The organism is Corynebacterium faecium (genome assembly GCF_027257105.1).
Classification (GTDB): domain Bacteria; phylum Actinomycetota; class Actinomycetes; order Mycobacteriales; family Mycobacteriaceae; genus Corynebacterium; species Corynebacterium lehmanniae.
On the sequence record NZ_JAPYJX010000002.1, the window covers coordinates 189195 to 215171 of the forward strand.

General features: G+C 65.1%; 14 protein-coding genes, 1 tRNA gene and 2 pseudogenes. 9 read left to right on the top strand and 8 right to left on the bottom strand.

Annotated features, from left to right (window positions below; all coding sequences use genetic code 11):
• Positions 1-12 precede the first annotated feature (12 nt).
• The 7 genes from pknB to O5O53_RS02905 are packed head-to-tail and all read right to left on the bottom strand — an operon-like array spanning position 13 to position 9171.
• The gene (pknB, locus tag O5O53_RS02875; protein ID WP_269508862.1) at positions 13-2109 is read right to left on the bottom strand and encodes a Stk1 family PASTA domain-containing Ser/Thr kinase; all 2097 of its coding nucleotides are present in this window, start codon (positions 2107-2109) and stop codon (positions 13-15) included.
• On the bottom strand, positions 2110-3669 hold the full coding sequence (locus O5O53_RS02880; protein WP_269508864.1) for a serine/threonine-protein kinase: 1560 nt from the start codon (positions 3667-3669) through the stop codon (positions 2110-2112).
• Complete coding sequence (locus O5O53_RS02885) at positions 3670-5124, bottom strand: penicillin-binding transpeptidase domain-containing protein (RefSeq protein ID WP_269508866.1); 1455 nt, start codon at positions 5122-5124, stop codon at positions 3670-3672.
• The gene (locus O5O53_RS02890) at positions 5121-6473 is read right to left on the bottom strand and encodes an FtsW/RodA/SpoVE family cell cycle protein (RefSeq protein ID WP_269508868.1); all 1353 of its coding nucleotides are present in this window, start codon (positions 6471-6473) and stop codon (positions 5121-5123) included. Before O5O53_RS02890 ends, O5O53_RS02885 begins: the two co-directional genes overlap by 4 nt.
• The gene (locus O5O53_RS02895) at positions 6470-7828 is read right to left on the bottom strand and encodes a PP2C family protein-serine/threonine phosphatase (protein ID WP_269508870.1); all 1359 of its coding nucleotides are present in this window, start codon (positions 7826-7828) and stop codon (positions 6470-6472) included. The genes O5O53_RS02890 and O5O53_RS02895 overlap by 4 nt, the downstream gene beginning before the upstream one ends.
• Positions 7825-8274 carry an FHA domain-containing protein FhaB/FipA gene (locus O5O53_RS02900; RefSeq protein ID WP_269508872.1) on the bottom strand — a complete coding sequence of 150 codons (450 nt, stop codon included), beginning with the start codon at positions 8272-8274 and terminating at the stop codon, positions 7825-7827. The genes O5O53_RS02895 and O5O53_RS02900 overlap by 4 nt, the downstream gene beginning before the upstream one ends.
• A gap of 12 nt (positions 8275-8286) precedes the next feature.
• Entirely contained in the window at positions 8287-9171 is an 885-nt protein-coding gene (locus O5O53_RS02905; protein ID WP_269509055.1) for an FHA domain-containing protein, read from the bottom strand.
• Between the two features lie 179 nt (positions 9172-9350).
• Here O5O53_RS02905 and O5O53_RS02910 point away from each other — a divergent pair.
• From O5O53_RS02910 to O5O53_RS02945, 9 genes and pseudogenes are all read left to right on the top strand, one after another.
• Positions 9351-9434: transfer RNA gene (locus tag O5O53_RS02910), tRNA-Leu, on the top strand.
• Between the two features lie 222 nt (positions 9435-9656).
• Positions 9657-9797 (top strand): annotated as a pseudogene (locus O5O53_RS02915) (transposase-like zinc-binding domain-containing protein); the annotation flags it as partial.
• A 268-nt stretch (positions 9798-10065) separates the two neighbouring features.
• Positions 10066-11061, top strand: a complete 996-nt coding sequence (locus O5O53_RS02920) for a hypothetical protein (RefSeq protein WP_269508874.1) — start codon at positions 10066-10068, stop codon at positions 11059-11061.
• An 89-nt stretch (positions 11062-11150) separates the two neighbouring features.
• Positions 11151-12134 (top strand): annotated as a pseudogene (locus O5O53_RS11675) (DUF6923 family protein); the annotation flags it as partial.
• A 168-nt stretch (positions 12135-12302) separates the two neighbouring features.
• Entirely contained in the window at positions 12303-20300 is a 7998-nt protein-coding gene (locus tag O5O53_RS02925) for a hypothetical protein (RefSeq protein ID WP_269508876.1), read from the top strand.
• Positions 20301-20671: 371 nt separating this feature from the next.
• Positions 20672-21223: an LURP-one-related/scramblase family protein gene (locus O5O53_RS02930; RefSeq protein WP_269508878.1), complete on the top strand. Its 552-nt coding sequence runs from the start codon at positions 20672-20674 to the stop codon at positions 21221-21223.
• 503 nt (positions 21224-21726) lie between these two features.
• A complete protein-coding gene (locus O5O53_RS02935) occupies positions 21727-22989 on the top strand; it encodes a hypothetical protein (RefSeq protein WP_269508880.1) in 1263 nt (420 codons plus the stop codon).
• A gap of 68 nt (positions 22990-23057) precedes the next feature.
• On the top strand, positions 23058-24410 hold the full coding sequence (locus tag O5O53_RS02940) for an MFS transporter (protein ID WP_269508882.1): 1353 nt from the start codon (positions 23058-23060) through the stop codon (positions 24408-24410).
• A complete protein-coding gene (locus tag O5O53_RS02945) occupies positions 24403-25596 on the top strand; it encodes a copper oxidase (RefSeq protein WP_269508884.1) in 1194 nt (397 codons plus the stop codon). Before O5O53_RS02940 ends, O5O53_RS02945 begins: the two co-directional genes overlap by 8 nt.
• Here O5O53_RS02945 and O5O53_RS02950 read toward each other — a convergent pair.
• Positions 25577-25960, bottom strand: a complete 384-nt coding sequence (locus tag O5O53_RS02950) for a cupredoxin domain-containing protein (protein ID WP_269508886.1) — start codon at positions 25958-25960, stop codon at positions 25577-25579. The genes O5O53_RS02945 and O5O53_RS02950 overlap by 20 nt on opposite strands.
• Positions 25961-25977 lie beyond the last annotated feature (17 nt).

Below are 25977 nucleotides of genomic sequence, written 5' to 3' on the forward strand. Positions count from 1 at the left end.
GCTTATCGACGCCTAAAGCCCGAGCCCGCGCTGCACATTCCGCAGCGCGTTGTTCGCGTTCTGGGGTTGAACTGTATCAGCCTGCGGCGCGGCCGCGTTATTCTGCGGGATGAGTTTGCCAGCGTCGAACTTCCACAGGTTGTAGCCGATGGCTTGGTCCTTGCGGATGGTTTCGCCGACGGCGACTTCCTGGTGGCCGATCAGGCCGTCGTCCACAAGCGCGCCGGTGGGCACCGTCGGTCCCGCCACGAGGCGGCCGTTCCAGCCGGCGTCGCGGAGCGCCTTTTCGGCTTCCTCCGGGCTTTGGCGGGTGATCTCCGGCATGTTCATGAGCATGCCGTTGGACACGCGCAGCTCGATGGTGGTGCCGGATTCCACGTCGGTGTTTTCACCGGCGACGGCGAGCACTTGGCCTTCGGGCTTCGGCGAGTCCACGCGGGTGACGGTGGAGCGCAGCTGCAGGGAGGACAGGGTCGCGGTGGCCTGCTCGACGTTCAGCCCAACCAGGGACGGCACCTGCACCATCTCCGGTCCGGAGGAGACGGTGATGGCGATGCGCGAGCCCTTGGCAATCTGGGTGCCGCCGGCGGGCTGCTGGGACAGGATGATGCCTTCGTCGATGTTGGCGCTGGATTCGCGGCGCACGTTGGGGTTGAGCTCCAGCCCGGCCTTCTTCAGCTCTTCGATGGCTTCTTCGGCGGTCAGGTTGGTCACGTCCGGCACGTCGGTCATCTCCTTGCCGGAGGAGACGGTCAGGGTGATCTGGGTGCCGCGCTTGAGCTCGGAGCCGGCGGCGGGGTTGGTGGAGATCACGTTGCCGCGTTTGATGTCGGGGCTGGGTTCTTCCATGACGGAGACGGAAAAGCCGAGGTGTTCGAGTTCGCGGACGGCGTCGTTGCGCGGCGTGTCCGCGAGTTCGGGCACGGGGACCATTTCCTCTTGGGTGATGGCCGGGTCGTTGTTGTCCTTGTTCACGGAGAAGTAGTCGTAGACGAACCAGCACACCGCGGCGGCGAGCAACAGGCCCAGCAGCGCGGAGAGCCACTTCAGCCAGTTGGAGGAGGTTTTTTCGTTGGCGGCGCGGTGGTCGGCGTAGCGCGTGTGCCCGGAGGAAGCGGCAGATGCTTCTCGACGCACCACAGGTTCGCGCACCACATCCCCAACCACGACCGTGTGGTCCTGCGACGGCGGGTACTGCGCGTCGATGGCGTGGGAGCCTGCGTCCTCCTCCGCGGCGGCGAGGTGGTTGCGAGCGGCGGTGGTGACGTTGCCGCGCTCCAAAAGCGCGAGGTCAGCGCCCATTTCGTCGGCGGTCTGGTACCGGTCGGCGGGGTGTTTCGCCATCGCGGTGAGGATGACGGAGTCGACGTTGACGGCCTCGTTGTCCGACAGCGGCGCGTTGATGCGCTCGGACGGCGGCACCGGGTCTTCCTGGACGTGCTGGTAGGCCACGGCGAAGGGGGATTCGCCCTCGAAAGGCGGGACACCAGTGACGGCTTCGTACATCACGCAGCCGAGCGCGTAGATGTCGCTGCGCGCGTCGGCGGCCTTGCCGCGGGCCTGCTCGGGGGAGAGGTACTGCGCGGTGCCGATGACGGCGGACGTTTGCGTCATCGCGGAGGTGGAATCATCCAGCGCACGCGCGATGCCGAAGTCCATGACTTTCACGGCACCGGTGTTGGTGACCATGATGTTGGCGGGTTTGATGTCGCGGTGGATGATGCCTGCGTCGTGGCTGGCCTGCAGTGCCCGGGTGACCGGCAGCAGCAGTTTCGCGGCGCTCTCGGGGCTCAGCGGCCCTTCGTTGCGCACGATATCGCGCAGGTTCATGCCGTGGACGAGCTCCATGACGATGTAGGGCACGTCCACGCCGGAGGTTTCCACGGAGCCGGTGTCGTAGACCGAGACGATGTTGGGGTGGTTCAGGCGCGCGGAGTTTTGCGCTTCGCGGCGGAAGCGTTCGCGGAAGTTTTCGTCGCGCGCCATGTCGATTTTCAACATCTTAACGGCGACTTCGCGCCCAAGGGACACGTCGGTGGCGGCATACACGTCCGACATGCCGCCGGTGCCGATGATGTCGCCGAGTTCGTACCGGTCCGCGATCAGCATTTACCTGCCACCTCCAAGCAAGCTATCAAGGTTGGGCAATTCTATCTCAGGGGCCGGCGCGTTCGTGTCCTCGGGCTGATTGCCTATCGACGTCCCACCGTCCAGCGCCCCACCCGAAGGCGTCGGAGCCGCCGCCGACGAATGCGCCGGTGCGGAAGTATCGGCGGACGGGGCGGAAGGCTCGGCGGACGGCTCCGCCGGGGCGGGGGCGTTGTCGGCCTCGGACTCCTCGAAGCGCAGGGTGCCCGGGTTGCGCGGCTCCGTGATGGTGGTGCGCTCGCGCTCGGTGGTGGTCTCGGTGACCGGATCCTCCGTGTCTGCCTCTTCCTCCGGCGTCGGGGTGGTCGCGCTCATGGTGGGCCGCGGGGTGGTGGGGGTGCCGCCGCCGGTGAAGCGGTCGAACACGCCCTCGGTGTACGCCCAGGCGGCGCCGCCAGCCAAAAGCGCGAGCAGCAAGATCGTGGAGATCACCGGCCCTGCCGCAGACGACTTCTTTTCCGGTTCGCGTTCGCGCGGCGCTGGTGTCGCGGCGCGGGACGGGGCGGGGGGAGCCGGAGGACGTCGAGAAGCAACGGCCCTTGCGGCGGACGGCGGGTAGGCGCCCTCGGGGCGGGAAGTGCGCTCCTCGGCGACGCTGGCCAGCATCTGGGTGGACGCGGTCGCGGACGGCTCGGTGGCCACGACCTGGGTGTGGCCGCCGGGCTGGGCGGGACGCAGGCCCTGGCGGACCTGGGAGACGGCCAGCTGGAACTCGTTGCCGTCGCGGAAGCGCTGGCCGGGGTCCTTGCGCAGGGCGATCTCGATGAGCTCGCGCGCCGGGGCGGAGACAGAAATGGGTAGCGCGGGCGGCTCGGCGGAGACGTGTGCGAGCGCCACGGACACCGAGGAGTCGCCGGTGAACGGGCGCTTGCCGGAGAGCAGCTCGTAGCCCACCACGCCGAGCGAGTAGACGTCGGAAGCCGCGGTGACCTTCATGCCCTGGGCCTGCTCGGGGGAGACGTACTGTGCGGTGCCCACCACCATGCCGGTGCGGGTCAGGGGCACGGCCGCGGCGGCCTTGGCGATGCCGAAGTCCGTGATTTTCACCTGCCCATGCTGGGTGAGCATGAGGTTGCCCGGCTTGATGTCGCGGTGCACTAGCCCCATGCGGTGGATCACGGCGAGGCCGTGGGCGGCCTGCTCCAGCACGTCGAGAGCCAGTGCCTCATCCAGCTGGCCCTCGCGGGCGATGAGGTCCGCGAGCGACTCGCCGCGGATGTACTCCATGATGATGTAGCAGACGGTGAAGCCCGCGTCGGTGTCTGCCTCGCGGTAGTCGTAGGTGGCCACCACGTTGTCGGAGTTGATGCCCTGGGCGCTCAAAGCCTCGTTGCGGAAGCGGGCGAGGAACTCCGCGTTGGAGCTGAACTCGGGGCGCAGCACCTTGATGGCCACCTCGCGCTCGTTGGCCAAGTCGTCTGCCAGCCACACGGTGGACATGCCGCCGTGGCCGATGATCCACTGCAGCTGGTAGCCGTCGCCGACGAGCTGTTGCAGGTCCTCGCGGTTTTCGGTGTTCATCTACTGTGCTCCTTCCACGGGTGCGGGGGCGGCGGGTGCTGCGCGCAGCACGGCGCGTCCGATCGGTCCGGCGACTTGGCCGCCGGTAGCGGCCTCGCCGAGGTTGCCGCCGTTTTTCACCACCACGGCAACGGCGACGTCCTTGGCCGGGTCGAAGGCGACGTACCACACGTGCGGGGCGGCGCCTTCGGCGTGCTCGGCCGTGCCGGTCTTGGAGGCGAAGCCGTTGCCGTCGTAGCCCCAAGTCCACCGCTCGGACGCGAACATCAAGTCCGTGATCGTCGCGGCTTCTTGTTCTGTTACGGCCTCGTTGAGTTCCACCGGCTCGGTTTCGTGCACCACCTTGCCGTCGGCGTTGCGCACCTGCCGCACGACGTGCGGTTCCATGCGCTTGCCCTTGTTGGCGATGGTCGCAGACATCATCGCGGCCTGCAGCGCGGTCATGGTCACGTCGCGCTGGCCGATGGCGGACTGGGCCACCTCGGCGCCGCCGGGCAGCTCGCCTAGCGAGCCGGCCGCATTCGGCAGGCCCAGGTTGTAGCGTTCGCCCACGCCGAAGCGGGCGGCGGCGTCGCGCAGCGCGTCGGGGCCCACCGCGAGCCCCATCTGCACGAACGCGGTGTTACAGGACAGGGCGAACGCGGTGCGCAGCGGCACCTGCCCGCCGCCGGCGCAGGCCTGGCCGCCGTAGTTGGTCAGCGGGATGTTGTCCGTGCCCGGCAGGATCGTCTGTGCCTCGCCGGTCAGCGGCGACTCCGGCGTAAAGCCGTTTCGCAGGCCCGCGGCGGTGGTGATGATCTTGAAGATCGAGCCCGGCGGCAGCTGCTCCTGCGCCGCGTGGTTCAGCAGCGGGTTCGCGGGGTTGCCGGTGGCCTCGGCCCAGGCGTCCTCGGCAGTGGCCGGGTCCGCGATGCCGTTCGGGTCGTAGCTGGGGGTCGAGGCCATGGAGAGCACCTCGCCTGTCGACGGCCTCACGGCCACCACCGCACCATCAAAACCCGGCTTGGCCAGCTGGTCGTACGAGAAGGCCTGCAGGTTCGGGTCCAGCGTCAGGTCGACGGTGTCGCCCTTCTTGCCGTCTTCGAGCCCGGTGCGCAGGAAGCGCGAGGCGGTGCCGGAGTCGCCGGTGAGGTCGCCGTTGTGGGTGGCCTCCAGCTGGGAGGTGCCGAACTGGTCGGAGACAAACCCCACGATCGGCGCGAACGACCACGGCATGTTGGGGTAGGCGCGCTGGTAGAAGCCGGTCTCTTCGTTGCGGTGGCTCTGGGCCAACACGGTCTCGCCCGCGACGATGTCGCCGCGGTTGGTGCGCTTGAGGTCCATGAGGATGCGCGAGTTGTGCTGGTTCTGCGCGTACTCGTCTTCACGCAGGCCCTGCACCACGGTGAAGTTGACCAAAAGCGCCGCGATCATCAGCAGCGCGACCACAGCGCCGTAGCGGATGGACTTGTTCATCGTGCGCCCACCACCTCAGGGCGCGCGGTGCCCGCGGCGACAGCGTCGTAGTCCGCGGGGCGATTCGCGCTGTTGGAGATGCGCAGCAGCAGGCCGAGCAGGATGTAGTTGGCCATCACGGACGAGCCGCCGGCGGACATGAACGGCGTGGTCAGGCCCGTCATGGGCAGCATGGCGGACACGCCGCCGGCGACCACGAAGATCTGGATGGCAATGGTCAGCGCCAACCCGGAGGCGAGCAGTTTGCCGTAGGAGTCGCGCGCCTGCATGGCGGTGCGGAACCCGCGGGTGATAAACACCGCGAACAGGCACAGCACCGCGGCGATGCCCACAAACCCCAGCTCTTCGCCGAGGGCGGCGAGGATGTAGTCGGAGTGCGCCACGGGCACCAGCTCCGGGTGGCCGTAGCCCAGGCCGGTGCCAGTGATGCCGCCCCAGCTCAGGCCGATCAGCGCGTTGGCGGGCTGGTTGCCAATGCCGTCGAAGTCCGCGAACGGGTCGATGAAGTTGGATACGCGCTCCTGGATCTTGGAGCTGACCTGGTACACGGCGTAGCCGCCGACGGCCACCAGGCCGACGCCGATGAACAGCCAGGATGCGCGGCCGGTGGCGAAGTAGACCATCCCCAGCACGGTGGCGAACAGCAGCAGCGCCGGGCCGAAGTCGTTGGAGATGCCCATGATCAAAATGGCGATGGCCCACACCATGAGGATCGGCGCGAGGTCGCGAAGACGTGGGAACGTCATGCCCAAAAAGCGCCGACCCGCCACGGTGAACAGGGCGCGCTTCTGCGCCAGCAGCTGGGCGAAGAAGATCAACAGCAGAATCTTGGAAAACTCGCCCGGCTGGATGGAAAACGGGCCGAGCCACAGCCAGATGCGCGCTTCCTCGTACCCCGGGGGCTGCGGCCACACCAGTGGCAGCGCCAAAAGGATCAGGCCCACCAGGCCCAGCAGGTAGGAGTAGCGCGACAGGGACTTGTGGTCGCGGATGATAATGAGCGTGAGCACCATCAGGCCCACACCGACCAAGGACCACAGCATCTGGCGTTCCGCCAGCGGCCCGTAGCCGGGGCGTTCTGCCAGGTCGAGGCGGTAGATCACCACCAGGCCCACGGCGTTGAGTAGCGCGACTACGGGCAGCATCACCTGGTCCGCGTGCGGCGCCAAGAAAGCGATGGCCACGTGCGCGATGGCGTAGACGCCCATGAACCCGCCGATGATGTAGAGCATCTCTGTGGACAGGGCGCGCCCTTGGCTCGTCTCTAAGCCGAAGAGCATGAGTGCAAGCAGGCCAGTGGTGAACAGCAGGAGGAGCAGCTCGCGGCTGCGGGATACTAGGCGGCTCATCGCACCTCCCGGCACTTGCCCTCGTCGGCGCTCTTCTTGTCCGTGCAGGCCGGTAGCGCCTGGTCCGCCAACTCATTCAGCTTGGCTAATACGTCGTCGTAGGAGCCGGTGACGTCCGCGACCTCGCGCTTGTCCTTCGGCAGGTCTTCGGTAGTGAAGATGCTGCAATCGCCCGGCTTGGAGTCCTTGGAAATCACGCGCAGATCGCCCTTGGTGTTCAGGCAGGCGCGCTGGATGTCCTCGGTTTCCGCGTCCGCGAACGGGTTGTCGCGGGTGGTGTGCTGCACCACAAACTCGCCGGAGTCCTGCACCTTCAGCGCGTACTCGTCGGTGGCGCGGGACTGCGACCACATCACGCCCGCCACCGCGAGCACTAGCAGAAGCACCAGCGTTGCGACGACCCAAGGCCACACCGACGACGGCTGCTTCTTCTCGCCGGCGCTAGTGTGGCCCTCCTCGTCGTCGGAAGCATCCGCGTCTTGGAGCTTGGCCCGGTTGTGGTCCGGGGTGATGGTCTCGGACTTGCGAAGCAGCGCTGCGGCGCGCGAGGCGGCGGAGTCCGGGTGGGAGGACTCGTAGCCCGGATCCAGCGCGCCGGCCCTGACCACGGCGCGGTTCTCGCGGGCCGCATCGCCCTCGGCGGCCTCCACGACCTCCGCCACCACCACGGTGACGTTGTCCGGCCCGCCGGAGCGCAGCGCAAGCTCGATCAGGCGGTTCGCCGCCATCTCCGGGGTGCCGTCGCCGAGCGCGAGTTGGATGGTCTGCTGGGTCACCGGGTCGCTCAACCCGTCGGAGCACAGCAGCACGCGGTCGCCCGGCTTGACCTGGATCAGCTCCAGGTGCGGCTCCACGGCCCGGCCGGTGTACGCCTTCAAGATCAGGGACTTCTGCGGGTGCGAGGAGACGTCCTCGGGGGCGAGTTTGCCGTCGTTGACCAGCGACTGGACAAAGGTGTCGTCGACGGTGAGCTGGCGGAGCTCGCCGTCGCGAAGCAGATAGCCCCTGGAGTCGCCCACGTGGATCAGGCCGAGCTCGCGGCCGTTGAACATCGCCGCGGTGAGGGTGGTGCCCATGCCGGCTTGCTCGGGGTGCTCGGCCACGGAGGCCTCGATGGAGGCGTTGCCGTCCTCGGCCGCCGCGCCCAGAAGGGCGAGCATGTCCGCGTCCTCGGGGTCGCGGTCCAGGTGCTCGAGGTGCTCGACCATGAGCTGGCTGGCCACCTCGCCGGCGGCGTGGCCGCCCATGCCGTCCGCAAGCACCAGCAGGTGCGGGCCTGCGTAGGCGGAGTCCTCGTTGTTGCCGCGGACCAGGCCCCGGTCGGACACGGCCACGAAATCTAATGCGAGCTTCACGGCATCAGCCTCACAATCGTGCGTCCCATCTTCATGTCCGTGCCCACGGTCACCCGCTCAGGCTGATCAATGCGCACCCCGTTGACGAAGGTGCCGTTGCGCGAATCCAGGTCCTCCACGAACCAGTCGCTGCCCCTGCGGAACAGGCGCGCGTGGCGCGAGGAGGCGAAGTCGTCGCCCAGCTGGAAATCGTTGTCTCCCGCTCTGCCGACAGTCAAGTCTTCTAAGCTGGCAATTTCCATGTGGGAGCCTTTCAGCGGCCCCTCAACTACCGCAAGGGTGCGCGCTTTCTCCCTGGGGGCGGGGGCGGAGGCACTTGCTTGACGACGCACCGCGCCACCCGCCGACACCACATCCTTCCTCTGCGTCCACATCACCAGGAAAATGAACACCCAGAGCAAGGCCAAAAGGCCGAAGCGGGCGCTGAGGATCATGGTCGAATCCATGGCAAACCCCTCTTACGGGCGGAAGTATTCGGTGCTGGGGTACGCCACCGAGTCCGTGAACTCCGGCTGGTTGGCGCTGGCCTGCGGCTTGTCCTCGCCGCCGATGATGCGGACCTCAATGCTGGAATGGCCCAGCGTGATCACGTCGCCGTCCGCGAGCATCCAGTTCTCCACCGGCTCGTCGTTGACCGTGGTGCCGTTGGTGGACTGCAGATCCACCAGCACCGCCACCTGGCCGTCCCAGGTGATCTCCGCGTGCTGGCGCGACACCCCGGTGTCCGGCAGGCGGAAATCCGAATCGTTGGAACGGCCCAGAATGTTGGAGCCCTCGTGGACCAGGTAGGTGCGCGACGAGCCGTCTTGAAGCAGCAGGCTCACCGTGGCCGCATCGGTGTCGGCAGCGGCCTGCGGCTGGTTGGCGTTAGGTTCGGACATTGCATCCTCCTTCAATTGCGAGCGCGAGGCCTTGCGCTTCTTCGGCTCCGCCACAATGGCGTCGAAGCCGCTGACCACATCCGGCATGGTGTCGATATACGAGGACACCCGGAGCTGGCCAGTGCGCAGACCCGACTCCTCCGCGATACGCACAACAACAGGGCCGTCGAGGAACCACTGCTTGTTGCGCACGTAGCGCATGAGTTGATCGGCGAGGTCCACAGGAAGATCGCGGTTCTGCGACAGGTTCTCCAAGTCCTTCGAAGACACACCCACCGCGTACACGTTCGGGGCGACATACTCATCCCTGTCCGTGACCACCAGCGAGTCCTGGGCTTCCTGCTTGACCAGTTCCTCAATTTCTTCAGGCACAACCTTGCCGCCGAACAGCGCCGCCATGGAATTGTCTAAGCCGCGCTGCAGAGAACTGTCCAGCTTTGCCAGCCTGTCCATCACTGCCACTTCCTGCGCACCTCCTTTCTTCACATCAGAATTTAAGTAACCCGGACAGTATAGGTGCCGCACCCGACACCACCTATCCGCGCAGCGTGTCGGCCCCGTTGTCGACGCGGGGTAAAAGGCGGTGTGCGCTGGCGATTTGTAGTTTTTGTGAGGTGCGTTCTATATTAATCAAGTCGCCCGCCCGGGTGGCGGAATTGGCAGACGCGCTGGCTTCAGGTGCCAGTGTTCGCAAGAACGTGGGGGTTCAAGTCCCCCCCCGGGCACAATGTGAAGTCTCGAGACATCGTTCCTACGGTGTCTCGGGATTTTTCGTTTTTGGAGTGGGGTTAAGGGTCAAAATGTGTGTCCGGAATCGCCGATTTTCAGGGGTTGACCTGTAGGTTTCAGGAAAATATATGCTCCGGGAGCATATATCTGGGTCTCGAGCGTTCAATCCTCGGTGTGGCAGCGTTGGTGTGCTATGCGCGGCGTGGTGTGGTGTCGCAATGTCAAAGAACCAGCCCCGCTGCTACTGCGGCGGTGAAATGAAACGAAACGGCACCACCAGCAAAGGCACCACCAGATGGCGCTGCAAACAATGCGGCGCCTCCAAAACCGACCACGAAATTGGACGCCCAGCCCTCTACGACAACGCTATCGACACCGAATACACACACTCAATCGGCATCCAAAAAGGCCACATCTAACCCCGCGACACGCCGAATCCGGACACACATTTTGTCGTTTAACCCCTTGGTGGGGTTCTGATCTCACGATAGCGGGGCGCGTCCGGTGGCGGGTGTGGCCGATCGATCGCAGGATACATTTACATCGCTAAACGCTGAAAATGCTATTCAATCCGTATATGATTCCTGTGTCTGTTGCCCTGCTTGTTCTCGAACTGAGGTGGATCTCATGAATGATGTCTCAATGAGCCCTATTAAAAACAGTAAAAGACTTGGAATTGCCTGCATTTCTGCGTTAACGCTGACACTCGGATCCACCGTTGTGGTGCCAGCGAACCAAGAATCGGGACTTCAGAAAGCTGAGGCCCAAGTACCGACTGCCCCCAACGCGGTTCCGAAGGTCGAAACTAGACAGATTGGCTACGAAAACGACCGGTGGAGAACGAATATAAGTTTCAAAACGCCCGGAAAAATGACGGGTGTTGAAATTGAATTCTTGCCTAAGGACTCCGATACCACATTGCCAGACGAGGCGACCTATGAGATTCGTAAATACAGGTCAAGTACGGACTACGACACCGTAGATACTGTAACGGGTTATGCATCGAAGGGCGGAGATGGGTGGATCCGTCTAAATCTTGATTTCCGAACAGTAGAGCTCCTGCCAGCGCCGTCTAACCCAACTGAAACCTACGAATATGTGAACATTGTTGCCTTGGGGGATAGCTCAAATTATGCCGTGGGGAAAGGCGTAGGTGGTGGAACCAGTGTTGCCGCTACACCGCGTTACCAGCCGGGCATTGATCTGAACCTACAAAATGACCCGGGTAACAGGGATCCCCTCTTTGAGGGCAGTAAAGATAAGTGCATCAAAAACGTCGAGGGGACTCTTACAACGGGCACCACGACATGGATTGCTGAAAGTTTCGATGCAACAAAGCCTGAAAAACCTCGTAATCCAGGACGAAACCGTACTGTTCTTCAGTATCGCCAGGACGGTCTAAACGATGGTGAGCACTTTACGCCGGTACCTGGAAAAGACCCAGAATCCTCGTTGGGGCCAGGAGAGACAGATTGGGTCTACAACTCGTTGGCTTACAACTCCAAGGATGGCTATCTCTACGCGGTTTCCCAGAATCGACCAAACGATGACGGGACGCACCCAGCGGGCGTTTTGTTGAGAAAATTAGTCCTCAGACCGGATGGGCGAAGCCGCTTGGCATGATATCCGGGTTGAACGCAGAAGATGTCTCACGCGGTTTCACCAATGGTGCGTTCGACGTCGACGGTAATTACATCTTCTCCAATAACTCGATGCACGGCTCCGGTACGGTGTACCAGATTGCTTTTGATCAGGATCAGGAAACAGGCCTCGCGTTGCCAGCAGACGATGGAAGTAGGATTCCTGCGACTGAGGCGTTCCCGCTGAGGCTCTCAGAGGACACTGCGAATGCTTATAAGTTTGTGAATGTCCCGCAGGACCAGGACGGCAACACCTTTTTGCACAGGCCACTGAGCGCTAATGACTGGGCATTTGAGGGGCTTGAACAGAACAAGTACATCTGGTCGGTCTCTACCGACGAGCCATACGCGAATGGGCAGCCACTCCAAACTGGGAATGGAAGGCTTGGTACCGGAACACCTCGTCTATACCGAACTGACACCACGACAGGCGTTACCGACTTCTGGGATATTGACAACCTGCGTACGCCTGCGGGTGACGCGATCGAACAAGGTGTTTACGGTAACGCGTGGACTTACGGTAATGGAGACGTAGGCTTCAGTGTGAACGGTTCGGGGGACGCGTACCGGCTAGCCATCAAGAACTCGGATGGCGCGCGGGACCAGGTTGAAATTGCCCTGGTATCGAAGGAGACGGTGCCTCACTCGTACAACAATGATGCGGCATCGAATGCCTTCACTGTTTCTGAGCATCGAGCGGCGGATGTCGACCTTGAAGTCGCAAAGACGCTTCACAAGACTGAGGACGGTAGATGGCAGTGGACGGTAGAGGTTACAAACAACTCCCCTTGTGCATCCTCAGGCTTCGCTATCCGCGATCTTATTGGCGGAAATCTCTCTGAGGTGGAAGTTGAAGCGGTGTCAGACGGATGGATTTCCCAGAAGACTGCCGAGGACGGCACATTGAACTGGGTGCACGGGCCGCTCGAGGGCATTGACTCTGAAGGAAACCACAAGCAAACCGCAATCCTGCGTGTTACTGCTGGCAAAAGCACTGAAGAGTGCGCGGTAAATCGAGTTTCGGTGATCGGCAACGAAAAAGACCCGAACTCGAACAATGATTCGGCCGCCGACGGTGATTGTGACCCGAAGCTAAAGGTCAAGAAATACATCGGGCCGTTCGACGAGTCGAAATCACCGGAAGATCATGACCCCCTTGACGCGCAGGATGCTGACACGGAATGGCCGACGATTGAGAGTGGTCAGCCTGTTCTGATTCGGTACGTGGTAACCAACACTGGCAGCGGCACTATCTCCGATATTTCGCTGTCGGACGTCGTGGACACCTCAGCCGACAAGGATCGGCTGCAGCGGGACATCGACAATGAACTCGGTAATCAGGAAAAGTTCTCCCTTTCGCCGAACGACTCGAAGACTGTAAACATCATCGTGAACGCACCAGCAGCGGACTCGGACGACCACCGCAACGAGGCGACTGCGAATGGTGTGCTTGATCCGCGCGATGGCGACTTCCGCAGACCACCTGAAGGTGAGTTCGACCCGTTCGACGAAAAGCCGGTAAAAATCAGGTCCAAGAAAGATGAGGCGAACGCACTCATCCGTAAGGAAGACACCCCGCCACCAGTCGTCGAGAACCCGCAGTTCTCGGTTGAAAAGCTGAGCAACCAGTCCGCCATCAACCTGGAGCGCAACCAGGATGGCAAGTACTCCTACACTGCGGAGTACACCATCATCGTCAGGAATGACGGCAAGGGCGGCGGCGAGCATGCATCTATCTACGACGTTCCGCTGCGTGGTGTCGGCTTCGAGCTGAACTCCGTGCAGGTCGATGGCCAGGACGCGCAGCTGCAGAACGGCCGCTACAAGATTGCGGACGGCGCAGCTCTCGCAGCTGGCGAATCCAAGACGTTCACCGTCACCGTCTCCGGCACCATCTCCGATGCTGCGGCGGGCAACCTGCCGGCTGCGTACGGCCAGTGCGACGCCACCGGTGCGGACGCGACGAAGAACTCCGGTCTGCTCAACGTGGTCAACATGGACGGCGACTCGGACGGTCCGGACAACAACATTGTCTGTACGCCGGTTGAACTGCGTCGTCTGAACATCGAGAAGCGCATTGATGGCCGTGAGGAAGCCGTCGTGAAGCCGGGCGAGCCGATGGACATCTGGTACCGCGTCCGCAACACCGGCAACGTCACGCTCCACGACGTGAAGCTGTCGGACAACGTCCAGGAAAACAACGACGCGCTGCAGCAAGAGATCACCAAGCAGCTCAACGGCCAGGACACCTTCGACCTCGAGCCGGGCGAGATCCGCGACGTGCACATCTCGGTTAAGGCTCCGGAGGGCGAGCACGCCAACGAGGCTCGCGCCGACGTCCCGCCGACCACGATCCCGCCGGTGACGCTCCCGCACACCACGGTCCCGGGTAAGCCGGTCCCGTCCACCGCTGTGTCCACCACGGCGAAGGCGAACTCGCCGAAGATCACCATCAAGAAGTACGTCAACGGCCACGACGATGGCACCGCCGTCGCGCCGGGCGAGGACATGGAGATCCTCTACCGCGTGGTCAACGAGGGCAGCATGCCTGTCGACGGCATCCGCGTCGTCGACCAAGTCACCCAGGCCACCGATAAGCAGGGCCTGCAGGCAGCCATCAACGCCGAGCTGGCGAAGGAGCCGGCGTTCAAGCTGGAGCCGGGCGGCGTGAAGGAGATCCGTATTACGGTGCCGGCACCGGCTGGCGGCCACGTGAACGAGGCCGTTGCTACCGCGCCGGTGACCGTGCCAGGCACCACGGTGCCACCGGTGACAGTCCCGCCGATCACGAAGCCGAGCACCACCATCCCGGGCTCTACCGTGCCGGGCACCACCGTTCCGTCGACCGTGGTCACCGTGACCGCGCCGCCGGATGAGGGCCGCTCGGAGTCGCCGCAGCTGGAGATCACCAAGTACATCAACGGCCGCGACGAAGGCGACGTCCTCGCAGCGGACGCTGAAAAGATGGAGATCACCTACCGCGTGCGCAACACTGGCGTCGGTGAGGTCAAGGACATCACCATCGCCGACGAGGTGACCGAGGGCGAGGACATTCCGGACCTCAAGGCTGAGCTTGACAAGGTCAAGCCGTTCGACCTCGCACCGGGCGCTTTCAAGGACGTCACGATCACGGTTAAGGCCCCGAAGGGCGGCCACGTCAACGTGGCTAAGCCGGTCGTGCCGCCGGTGACCGTTCCGGCCACCACGATCCCGGGCACCACGAACCCGAACACGACCATCCCGCCGACCACGGTTCCGGAGCGCACCGTTACTCCGACGACAACGCCGTCCGATGACGCGCGTTCGAACGTTGTGAAGCTGGAGCTGCTCAAGGACATCTGGAGCAACGACACCAACGACTGGAAGACCGCCGACAAGGTCGACGAGGCTTCCGACGCCGCAGTGGTCGACGCCAACGGCAAGATGCGCATCCGCTACACGGTGAAGAACACCGGCTCCCTGCCGGTGTCCGGCATCGGCATTGTCGACGAGGTCACCGAGCTGACCAAGGGCACCGACGAAGACAAGAAGGCGCTCACCGACGCGATCAACGCCGAGCTGGAGAAGTACGGCAAGGACTTCACCCTGCAGCCGGGCAAGTCCCGCGCGGTGGAGATCACCGTCGACGCGCCGAAGCAGCGCCACATCAACGTGGCAAAGGTGACCGCACCGCCGGTGACCACGCTGCCGGGCTCCACCATCCCGGGCACCACGGTGATGACCACCACGAACGGTTCCACCGTTCCGGTGACCACCGTGCCCCCGCGTGTAGTTGAACCGTCCACTGTCACCCCGAACACGCCGTCCAACACCGCGCACGCGACGCCGACCTCCTCCACGACTCCGGTTGTTCCGGAGCCTGTGAAGCCGCAGTTCGCGGTGGAGAAGCTGGGCAACCAGTCCGGCATAAGCCTGGAGCGCAACGAGGACGGCCAGTACGGCTACTCCGCCGAGTACACCATCCGCGTGCGCAACACCGGCTCCATCGCTGGCAAGCACGCGAAGATCTCTGATGTGCCGGTGCGCGGTGTCGGCTTCGACATCAGCTCCGTCACCGTCGACGGCACCGAGGTCAAGCCGGAAAACAGCCGTTACCTCATCAGTGAGGAAGCCGAGCTCGCCGTCGGTGAGTACAAGGACTTCCAGGTCGTGGTCAACGGCACCGTTACCGATCAGGCCGCGAACGCGCTGCCGGCAGCCGTCGGCCAGTGCGACGCCGTCACCACGCAGAACCCGGGCGCAGGCTCCGGTCTGGTCAACACCATCGAGATGGAAGGTGACTCCGACGGCCGCGAGAACAACATCGTCTGCGAGCCGGTTGAGCTGCGCCGCCTGAACATTGAAAAGCGCATCGACGGCCGCGAGAACGCACCGGTCACCCCGGGCGAGAAGATGGAGATCTGGTACCGCGTCCGCAACACGGGCAACGTCACCCTGTCCGGCATCACGCTGGCAGACCAGATCAAGGAAGACAACGACGAGCTCCAGAAGGAGATCGACGCCGCGATCGCCAAGATCGAGGCCTTCGACCTCGCGCCGGGCGAAGTCAAGGACATCACGTTCCCGGTCACCGCGTACGAGGGCGAGCACACCAACGAGGTGCGCGCCCAGGTGCCGGAGACCACCGTGCCGGGCACGACCCGTCCGGAGACCTCCATCCCGGAGACCACCGTCCCGCCGGTGACTGTCCCGGGCACCACCGACCCGGAGACCACGGTGCCGGGCACCACCATCCCGGGCTCGACCGTCCCGGCGACGACCATCCCGGGCACCACCGTGCCGGGCCGTTCGGTCCCGCCGACCACGGTCACCGCCACCGCGCACGCGGGCTCCCCGTCGCTGGCGATCAAGAAGTACATCAACGGCTACGACGACGGCACCCAGGTCGCGCCGGGCGAGGACATGGAGATCCTCTACCGCGTGTCCAACACGGGCTCCGTGCGTATCGACGGCATCCGCCTCGCCGACGAAGTCACCGAGGCCGCCGACGAGAACACCTCCAAGGCGCTGCAGCGCGACATCGACGCCAAGCTCAACGGCATCGACCAGTTCGCGCTGGAGCCGGGCGAGGTCCGCGAGTTCCGCATCACGGTGCCGGCGCCGGCTGGCGGCCACGTGAACGTCGCTAAGCCGATCGTGCCCCCGGTGACCGTGCCGGGCACCACCATCCCGGGCACGACGAACCCGAACACCACCATCCCGGCCTCCACGGTGCCGTCGACGGTGGTGACGGTGCCGACGCCGTCTGACGACGCACGCTCGGATTCGCCGAACTTGGCGATCAAGAAGTACATCAACAACCTGGACGAGGGCGACATTGTCGAGCCCGGCCAGGAGATGGTGATCACCTACCGCGTGTTCAACAACGGCAACGTCGAGGCCAAGGGCGTCACCATCGCCGACGAGGTCACTGAGGGCTCCGATGCGGTTAAGGATGCGCTGGGCAAGCAGATCGCTGATGAGCTGGCCAAGGTCGAGCCGATCGACATCCCGGCCGGCGAGTTCCGCGACGTGGAGATCACGGTCAAGGCGCCGGCAGGCGGCCACGTGAACGTCGCAAAGCCGAACGTTCCGCCGGTGACCGTGCCTGCGACCACCATCCCGGGCACGACGAACCCGCGCACCACGATTCCGGAGACCACGGTCCCGGAGCGCGTGGTCACGCAGACGACCACCCCGTCCGACGACGCCCGCTCCGATTCGCTGAAGCTGGAGATCCTCAAGGACATCTTCAGCCTTGAGGACAACAAGTGGCACGCCGCCGACACCGAGGACGACGCGGCGGTTGTCGACGCGAACGGCAAGATGCGCGTGCGCTACACGGTGACCAACACCGGTTCCGTCACGCTCAGCGGCATCGACATCGTCGACAACGTCACCCGTCTGGACGAGGGCGACCAGCAGGCGCTCACCGACGCGCTCAACGGCGCGCTCGAGGCAGAGGGCCGCGGCTTCACCCTGAAGCCGGGCGAGAAGAAGGTCGTCGAGATTACTGTCGACGCACCGAAGGGCTACCACGTCAACGAGGCCATCGCGACGGCCCCGGCGGTGCCCACCACCCAGACGCAGGTCTCCTCCGTCCCGGGCACCACCGACGCCACGACGACGGTGCCGGGCTCGCTGACCACCACCGTGGTCACCACCGAGAAGACGCCGAACGTGCCGACGAACACCGCGCAGGCAACGCCGACCACCTCGGCAACCACCCCGGTGCCGCCGCCGGTCACGACGACGGCGCCGGCGCCTGAGCGGCCGCAGTTTGCCGTCGAGAAGCTTGGCGCCCGTGCGGGCAACGTTGCGCTGACCCGCAACGAGGAAGGCAGCTACGACTACTCCAACGAGTACGTCATCCGCGTGCGCAACTCCGGCCTGGTCGACGGCGAGCACGCCACCATCTGGGACGTGCCGCTGCGCGGCGCCGGCTTCACGGTCAACGAGGTGGCCGTAGACGGCAAGACTGTGGAGGTCGAAAACGGCCGCTACAAGGTCGCCGACGCCGCTGCGCTGAAGGCGGGCAAGTACAAGGACTTCCACGTCACCGTCACCGGCACGCTGGCTGAGGCCGCGGCGAACAACCTGCCGGAGGCTGTCGGCCAGTGCACCGCCGAGGGTGCGAACCCGGGTGCGGATTCCGGCCTGGTCAACGTGGCCAACATGTCCGGCGACTCGGACGGCCCGGCCAACAACGTTGTCTGCACGCCGGTTGAGCTGCGCCGCCTGAACATCGAAAAGCGCATCAACGGCCGCGAGGACGCCTCCGTCACTCCGGGCGAGAAGATGGAGATCTGGTACCGCGTTACCAACACCGGCAACGTGGAACTGAACGACATCGCACTTGCGGACCAGATCCGCGAGGACAACCCGGAGCTGCAGGAGGAGATCAACGCGGAGCTGGCCGAGAAGGCCAAGCCGTTCAACCTCGCGCCGGGCGCCTTCCAGGACATCCGCATCGAGGTCACCGCGCCGGAGGGCGAGCACGTCAACGAGGCTCGCGCCGAGGTTCCGGAGACCACCATTCCGGGCACCACCCGTCCGGGCACCACGATCCCGGGCACGACCGGCCCGTCCACCACGGTGCCGCCGGTGACCATCCCGGAGACGACCCTGCCGGGTACGACCCGTCCGGCCACCACGGTGTCCACCACCGCGCGGGCGAACTCGCCGCTGCTTGAGGTGAAGAAGTTCATCAACGGCCGCGACGAGCACGCCCTGGTCAACGCCGGCGAAGACATGGACATCACCTACCGCGTGACCAACAAGGGCACCCTGCCGATCCGCGACATCCGCCTCACCGACGAGGTGCAGGAGGACAACGCCGAGCTGCAGCAGGCTATCGACGCCCAGCTGGGCAAGGTCGCCCCGTTCGCGCTGGAGCCGGGCGAGTCTATGGACGTGACCGTGACCGTGAAGGCCCCGGCCGGCCGCCACGACAACGTCGCGGGCGTGACCGTGCCGCCGGTGACCATCCCGGCCACCACCATCCCGGGCACCACGAACCCGTACACGACTGTGCCGGAGACCGTGGTTCCGTCGACAGTTGTGACCGTGACCGCGCCGCCGGATGACGCCTCCTCCGACTCCCCGCAGCTGGAGATCCTCAAGGAGATCAAGCGCGAGGACGAGGGCGACGACGCATGGCGCGACGCCGAAGAAGCCGGCGACGCCCTGCCGATCGGCGAGGGCGAGCCGATGCAGCTGCGCTACACGGTGACTAACACCGGCTCGGTGGCGCTCGAGGGCGTGGATGTTGTGGACAACGTCACCCGCCTGGACGAGGGTGACGCCGACGAGTTCACCGCGCTGATCAACGACGAGCTGGAGAAGGCAGGCCGCGGGCTTGCCCTCGAGCCGGGCGAATCCGCCAAGATCGTGATCACGGTGGCGGCGCCGGCCGGCTACCACGTCAACGAGGCGATCGCGACCGCCCCGCCGGTCACCGCCACCGAGACTGTGGTCAGCTCCGTCCCGGGCACGACCAATGAGACGACGACGGTTCCGGGCACCGTCACCACCGAAACCACGGTGGTGGAGCGCACCCCGAACACGCCGACGAACAAGGCGCAGTCCACCCCGACCACGGGTGCGGCACCGTGCGACTGCGAAGTCACCACCGTCACGGAGACCCCGGATCCGGTGACCACCACCCTGGCAGGTGAGCTGACCACCATCACCCCGGACCCGGTGACCTCTGAGGTGACCATCACGGAGACCCCGGACCCGGTGATCTCTGAGGTGACCATCACGGAGACCCCGGACCCGATCGTCACCACTGTGGTGCAGACGCAGGATCCGATCACGGTCACTCGCACCACGCCGGTCACCACCGTGCAGACGGTGACGCCGGAGCCGCAGACGGTGGTCACCACCGTTGAGGGTCCGGAAGTGACCACCACGCCGGATGTTCCGGGCCAGGTGGTTGTGGTTGTGGACGACTCCGGCAAGACCGTCACCGAGGTCGCACCGACCCCGGTGGATGGCTACACCCCGCCGGTGACCGCGACGGCAACGTACACGCTGCCGCCGGTGGTCACGGAGACGCTGCCGCAGGTCACGGTCACTGAAGTGGAGACGAGCACCCCGGCCGTGGTCACCCCGACGGGCACGCCGGACGAGGGCAGCGTCCTCGGCCGCTGTGTGGCCAACGCGGTGCGCTCGCCGATCCTGTACATGGTGCCGCTGCTGCTGGCGGGCCAGGTGCTGGGTGAGGTCGCAGCCCCGTACGTCAAGGCTGTCAACGACCAGTTCGACCGGATCTCCGCGGAGATCCAGGACGAGATCCGCCGCAAGACGCCGGACTTCGGTTACGGCCGCCGCGGCCAGGAGAACGAGCAGGTTGCCGAGCTGCGTGCGAAGGCCGAGGCCGCCAACCGCATGCTGCAGGAACTGGCAATGCGCCCGGAGGTGCAGGAGTACGGCCAGTGGGCAGCCATCGCCGCCGGCGTGGTTGTCGCGGGCTCCGTCCTCTACGACTGGTGCTCCAACGAGGCCGGCGAGGCGTTCACCGCCATCGGCCCGAAGAAGTCGACCTCCATCGATGAGGTGCGCGTGGGCGGCTCCTCCCTCGGGGGCGACCGCGTGACGACGGTTGTCCCGCCCGTCACCAACACCCCCGGCCGCGACGAAACCGGCGAGGACGCTGGTGAGGCCGCAGGCGAGGCTGGCTCCGCTGAGGGCTCCTCTGACGGATCCTCCGCGGGTTCCTCGGAGGGCAGCTCGAACTAGCACCCTTCTGAGCTAGGCGCGTACAACCCCGGCAGGCTGGACTATCCAGCCCGCCGGGGTTTTCCGCTGCGCGCGGTAGAATCATCGACGAGAGGGTGACCTTCTTTCCGAAGTTCGCCCCGTGCCGAGACGCTGTCGTCGCGAATACCAGCCCTAGGGCTGAAGCATCGTGCGGGAGCGTCTCACCTTTTGGCGAATCGACTGGCGGGCGTCGGGACATACCCCGAGTAACAAACCCCTATTAAGGCCCAAAATTGGCCATACTAGGGAGGGCTTACTAGGGGTTTGTGGAGATGGGGGGCAGGGCAGGCAAAACCAGCCGCCCAAACCACATCCGCCCACAACCAGCCACATGTCGTTAGGGTGGGGGCGTGTTTAGGCAACGTGAGATCGTCGTAAAGCAAACAAAGGCCCTGGGCCGCGACACGTTCGCGATCGAGGGTCCAGGCGGGGAGCTGTTGGGCACGGCCAGGCAGACGCTGAAGATGAGCGACCTGGTCAAGGCGTCGCGCGGGGTGGAGGTCTTCGACGCGGCCGGCGCGCACGTGCTGAGCATCGAGGACCCGGTGAACTTCATCCGCGACAAGTACGTCGTGCACCAGGTCAACCCGCCGCTGGAGCTCGCGCGGTTGACGCAGCGGTTCGCCTGGATCGGCGCGAAGTTCGACGTGGAGGTCGCGGGTTTCCCGGACGTGCAGATCCAGGGGCAGGCGTTCCAGCTGAATTACACGCTGACCAGCCAGGGCCGTCCGCTCGCGACCGTGGACGCGGAGTATTCCGGCATGGGGCGGATGCTGATGGGCAAGTCCAGCTACCGCGTGCGCATCGAGCCCGACCTGGACGAACGCCAGCACGCGGCGGTGATCGGCATCGCGTTGGCCATCGATATGCGCCGCGCCAAGATGCGCAGAAACTCGGGTTAGAGGGGGCTTTTTGCTTTGCGACGGCTCCGTGGCCCCGCAGCGGGGGTAAAAAACGGGGGTAGGGGGTAAAACAGGATTGCTGAACAATCCGCCGATCTTTGAACAATCCGGTGCACACACCGGTATTTCACGGAAAAACCGGGCTACCTGAGAGGCCGTGAGTTGTGTACTCAATCCGAAAGCGCTGGTAGAGCCGTGATTAGCCAATATTATGCAAGAAAACACCTGAAAGTGCATAGTATACAGTTGCGGTGGATTGTTCAACCATCTAGCACCGCCCGCGGTGTGATCGTTGAACAAAGCCGGCGAAACCGCGGATCCACCACCCGGATTGCTGAACAATCCGCAGGCCACAACGGGTGGAAACGTTGAACAATCCGGAAAGAATGTTCAACGATTTCAAGGTTTTTCCAGGCTTTCCCCGAGCGGTTTACCAGCGCATATTTGGTGCATAAACTCGTGGATGTAACAAAGAGAACACACACCATCAAGGAGTCACCGAGATGCGAGCAGCATTCCGAAACACCATCGCCGCAGCAGTTGCAGCCTCCATCGCGGTATCCGGCGTTACCGTCGCACACGCAGCTGAGGAGGTTCAGCTAGCGCCAGTGCGCACTAACACCGCAACGCTTACCGACTCCGATGGCGACGGCATTCCGGATATCTGGGAAGAACAAGGCGTCGTGTTAGCCGACGGCACGGAAATCCCCCTGCCGGACTGGGGCGCGGACCCCAACCGCCCGGATGTGTTCCTCCAGTTGAACTGGATGGCCTCCGAATACGACACCCTGGGCTGCAACACCACCGCCGCCCGCGAGTGCGCCGAGGCCAACCGCACCTCCTACGCCCCGTCGACGCAGGCCCTGGATGATCTCGTGGACCTGTTCGACGACCACGGTATTAACCTGCACATCGACGCCGGTGAGCACTACACCAACATCGCCAACTACACCGACACCCACGGCGGCGAGAGCATCGACTACCGCGACGTCTACTTCAGCCCGAGCCGGCACGAGGCGTTCCAGCTCATCGACAACATCAACGCCCTCGGCGAGCGCGACAACATCTTCCGCTCCGGCGTACTCGGCGATCGCATGCGCGCAGGCTCGAATGCCACGGGCCTGTCGCTGGTGGGCGATAACGCCTTCTACATCGCCAACCCTGGCGGGCGCGCCACCGACATGCAGGTGCGCAACACCATCCTGCACGAGTTCGGCCACACCCTGGGACTGCGCCACTGGGGTGCTCAGCAGTACGTCACCGACATCGCTGAAGGTTCCCCGATGCAGGCCGGTTACCAGTCGGTGATGAACTACGACCGCCAGTTCGACTACTTCAACTACTCCGAAAAGCCGTACTTCGCCGACACCCCGGCGGGCAAGGTACTCGTCCCCGCCGACTGGGACTCCCTGGTACTCGACAACCCGCGCATCGGCGCCTACGCCGAGTCCATCGGCGCCCGCGCAAAGGCTGAAGTCGAGGAGATCGAGCAGCCGGAGGAGGTCGTCGAGGTGGAACAGCCGGAGCCCGTCGAGGTCGCCGAAGAGCACCCCCTGACCGCGCTCGTGCCGGCGGAAGAAATCCCCGCCCAGCCGGGTGAAGTCCCCGCCGAGCAGCCCAAGGCTGAGCAGAAGGTGGAAGCCAAGGCCAAGGCCGAGGCCCCGAAGCAGGCTAACAACCAGGTCAACGTCGCGGCCATCATCGGCGGCGTCGTCGCGGCCCTGGCAGTCCTCGGCATTGGCGCAGCATTCCTCGCAATGCGCTAAGAACAACAACCAAACAGAGTGCGTCCCGCAACCGGGGCGCACTTTTTTGCGCGCGGTACCATCTGCCCATGACTAAGGCGCAGCGCTGGGGATTTTTCGCGGTGGTCTCGCTCGGACTGCTCATGATCGGCCTGGACAACTCCATCCTCTACACCGCGCTGCCGGCGCTGGAGCATTCCCTTGACGCCTCCCCGGAGCAGGGCCTGTGGATCATCAACGCCTACCCACTGGTGCTCGCCGGCCTGCTACTCGGCACGGGCGCGCTGGGAGACAGGGTGGGCCACCGCCTGATGTTCCTCGTGGGGCTAGCCATCTTCGGCTTGGCGTCGCTGGGCGCGGCGTTCGCGCCCGGACCCTTAGAGCTGATCCTGGCGCGCGGGATGCTCGGCATGGGCGCTGCGGTGATGATGCCGGCCACGCTCGCGCTGATCCGCCTGACGTTTCCGGACGAGCGCGAGCGCAACACCGCCATCGGCATCTGGGGCTCGGTGGCGGTGGCGGGCGGCGCGCTCGGACCGGTGGTCGGCGGCGCGCTGATTGAGCACTTCTGGGTCGGCTCCGTCTTCCTCATCAACGTGCCCATCGTCATTGTCGCCCTCGTGCTCACCGTTGCGCTCGCACCGGAAAACCTGCCCAACCTGGACAAACAGTGGGACGTGGTCTCCTCGTTCTACGCCCTAGTCGCGCTGTCTGGCCTGACCATGGCCATCAAGCAGGCCGCCAACAGCCCCGCCATCACCCTCGCAGCGCTCGTCGCCACCGCCGCCGGTTCCTGGCTGTTCGTGCGCCGCCAGCACCGCCTGGACGACCCGCTGCTCACCTTCGACATCTTCCGCTCCCGCCTGTTCACCGGCGGTGTTCTCGCGGCGGTCGGCGGCATGTTCGTCCTCGCCGGCGCCGAACTCATGACCACGCAGAAGCTGCAGCTTGTCGACGAGCTCACGCCCCTCACCGCCGGCGCCACCGTCGCCGTGATGGCCCTGTCCGCCATCCCGGCCTCCACACTCGGCGGGGCATATCTGCACAAGGTCGGCTTCCTGCCGCTCATCGCCGGCGGGTTCCTCGGGGCGGTAGTGGGGGCGGTGGCGTTGGCGGCCGGATGGACGTCGATAGGCATGGTGCTTCTGGGCCTGTCCGCGGGCTCGGTGATGAGTGTCTCCTCGATCGCGATCATCGGCTCGGCCCCGATGCACCGCTCCGGGATGGCCGCGGGTGTGGAGGAGGTGTCCTATGAGCTGGGCACCTTGATTACTGTGGCGCTGACGGGGTCGCTGCTGCAGGCGGCGCTGGACCGCGGGGCGGACTACACGGACGCCTACAACGGTGTGATCGGCGTGCTGGCCGCGGGTGCGGCGTGCTTTGCTGCGGCCACCTGGTGGTGTTTCCGCGACAACCCGAAGTCTGGAGGAGTCAATGCCTGACATGAACCCCCGCGCGTGGCACCGCAAAGCTTCGCGGCCTGTGAGCGTATGGATGGCGGTGTTCATCCTCGCCGGCCTCGCGCACCCGTTCATCCCGGACGGGTCGTGGCTGCTCATCCACATTTTCACGCTGGGGATTTTGACCAACTCGATCATGTTGTGGTCCCAAAACCTCACCGAGCGCTTCTTGGGGCAAAAGCTTGACGACGCCTCCCGGCCCGCCCAACTTTCCCGCACCTACCTCCTCAACGCCGGCACCGTCGCCGTGCTGGTAGGCCAGGTCGCGCGGTGGTACTGGTTGACGTGGGCGGGCGCGCTCGTGGTCGCGGTGGCGCTGGCGTGGCACGCGGCGGTGCTGTACAGGCAGGTGCGCTCGGCGCCGCGCCGTAACGCCGGGGTAATCGGCTTTCTCGCCTCCGCGTGCTGCCTGCCGGTGGGCGCGCTGTTCGGCGCGGCGCTGTCCGCAGGCCTGCCGGGGCAGTGGCACGGTGCGGTGCGCCAGGCCCACATGTTCACCAACGTGGGCGGGTTCGTCGGATTCGCGGCGATGGGCGCGCTGAGCGTGCTGTTCCCGGCGATGTGGCGCACCCGCGGGCAGGACCGCGTCGGCGTGGCGCTCGCGCTGGCCGGCACTGGTGTTGTCGTGGCGGTGGCGGGCTCGCTGCTGCGCCTGCCCGTGGTCGTGGGCGCGGGCACTGTGGTCATCCTGGCGGGCTGGGTGTGGCTGTACCAGGGATTTTTGGCCAGCGCGCTGACGGTGCTCAAAGATCCCCGCGGGCGCGTGACCTACCCGGCGCTGTCCGCGCTGTTCGCGGTGACCTGGCTCATTGGCGGGCTGACCTGGTACGCGGTGCGGATGTTCGGCGGGGCAGGGGAGATCCCCACGCTGCCGTTGTTGCTCGGGTTCGCGGGCCAGCTGCTCATCGGCACCATGAGCTACCTCATGCCCACCACCATGGGCGGCGGTCCGGCGGCGGTGAAGGCGGGTCTGCGTGAGCTCAACCGGGCCGCCTACCTGCGCGCCGGCCTGTTCAACGCGGCGCTTCTGGCCTGGCTGGTGGTGGGCAACTCCTACGCACGCATCGTGCTGTCCTTTGTCGCGTTCGGCGTGCTGGTGGCGTTTCTGCCGCTTATGGCGCGCGCTGTGAAGGCGCAGGTTGCGGTGATTAAGTCACGTCGACCTTAAAGGTCATGCCCATCGTCTTGTGCCCGGCGATGGTGCACCACCCGCGGGTGTCCTTGTTGAACTCCCCGAAGTAGGTGGCGCTGGCCTCGCCGGGGGAGAGCCGGCCGGAGTTGGCCTCCCCGATCTTCAGGTCGTGCTCTTTGTCGCCGTCGTTGACCAGGTTGACCACCAGTTTGGTGCCGCGCGGGACCTCGATCCGGTCGGGGACGTAGCGCATGCGCTCGATGCGCACGTCCGCGGTGACCACGTCGTCGCCGGTGGGCAGTTCGCCCTCGCGTGACTGCGTGACCGCCGCCGCGGTGGCGACGGCCGCCACACCCGCGGCGACAACCGCCCACGCTGCTACATCTACCGCACGTGGCATGTGGCCAACACCTCCAA

Bases quoted from the DNA above. Each gene is read 5' to 3' on its own strand.
- pknB (WP_269508862.1), bottom strand. From the start codon at position 2,109: ATGCTGATCGCGGACCGGTACGAACTCGGCGACATCATCGGCACCGGC.
- O5O53_RS02880 (WP_269508864.1), bottom strand. From the start codon at position 3,669: ATGAACACCGAAAACCGCGAGGACCTGCAACAGCTCGTCGGCGACGGC.
- O5O53_RS02885 (WP_269508866.1), bottom strand. From the start codon at position 5,124: ATGAACAAGTCCATCCGCTACGGCGCTGTGGTCGCGCTGCTGATGATC.
- O5O53_RS02890 (WP_269508868.1), bottom strand. From the start codon at position 6,473: ATGAGCCGCCTAGTATCCCGCAGCCGCGAGCTGCTCCTCCTGCTGTTC.
- O5O53_RS02900 (WP_269508872.1), bottom strand. From the start codon at position 8,274: ATGGATTCGACCATGATCCTCAGCGCCCGCTTCGGCCTTTTGGCCTTG.
- O5O53_RS02920 (WP_269508874.1), top strand. From the start codon at position 10,066: ATGAATGATGTCTCAATGAGCCCTATTAAAAACAGTAAAAGACTTGGA.
- O5O53_RS02935 (WP_269508880.1), top strand. From the start codon at position 21,727: ATGCGAGCAGCATTCCGAAACACCATCGCCGCAGCAGTTGCAGCCTCC.
- O5O53_RS02940 (WP_269508882.1), top strand. From the start codon at position 23,058: ATGACTAAGGCGCAGCGCTGGGGATTTTTCGCGGTGGTCTCGCTCGGA.
- O5O53_RS02945 (WP_269508884.1), top strand. From the start codon at position 24,403: ATGCCTGACATGAACCCCCGCGCGTGGCACCGCAAAGCTTCGCGGCCT.
- O5O53_RS02950 (WP_269508886.1), bottom strand. From the start codon at position 25,960: ATGCCACGTGCGGTAGATGTAGCAGCGTGGGCGGTTGTCGCCGCGGGT.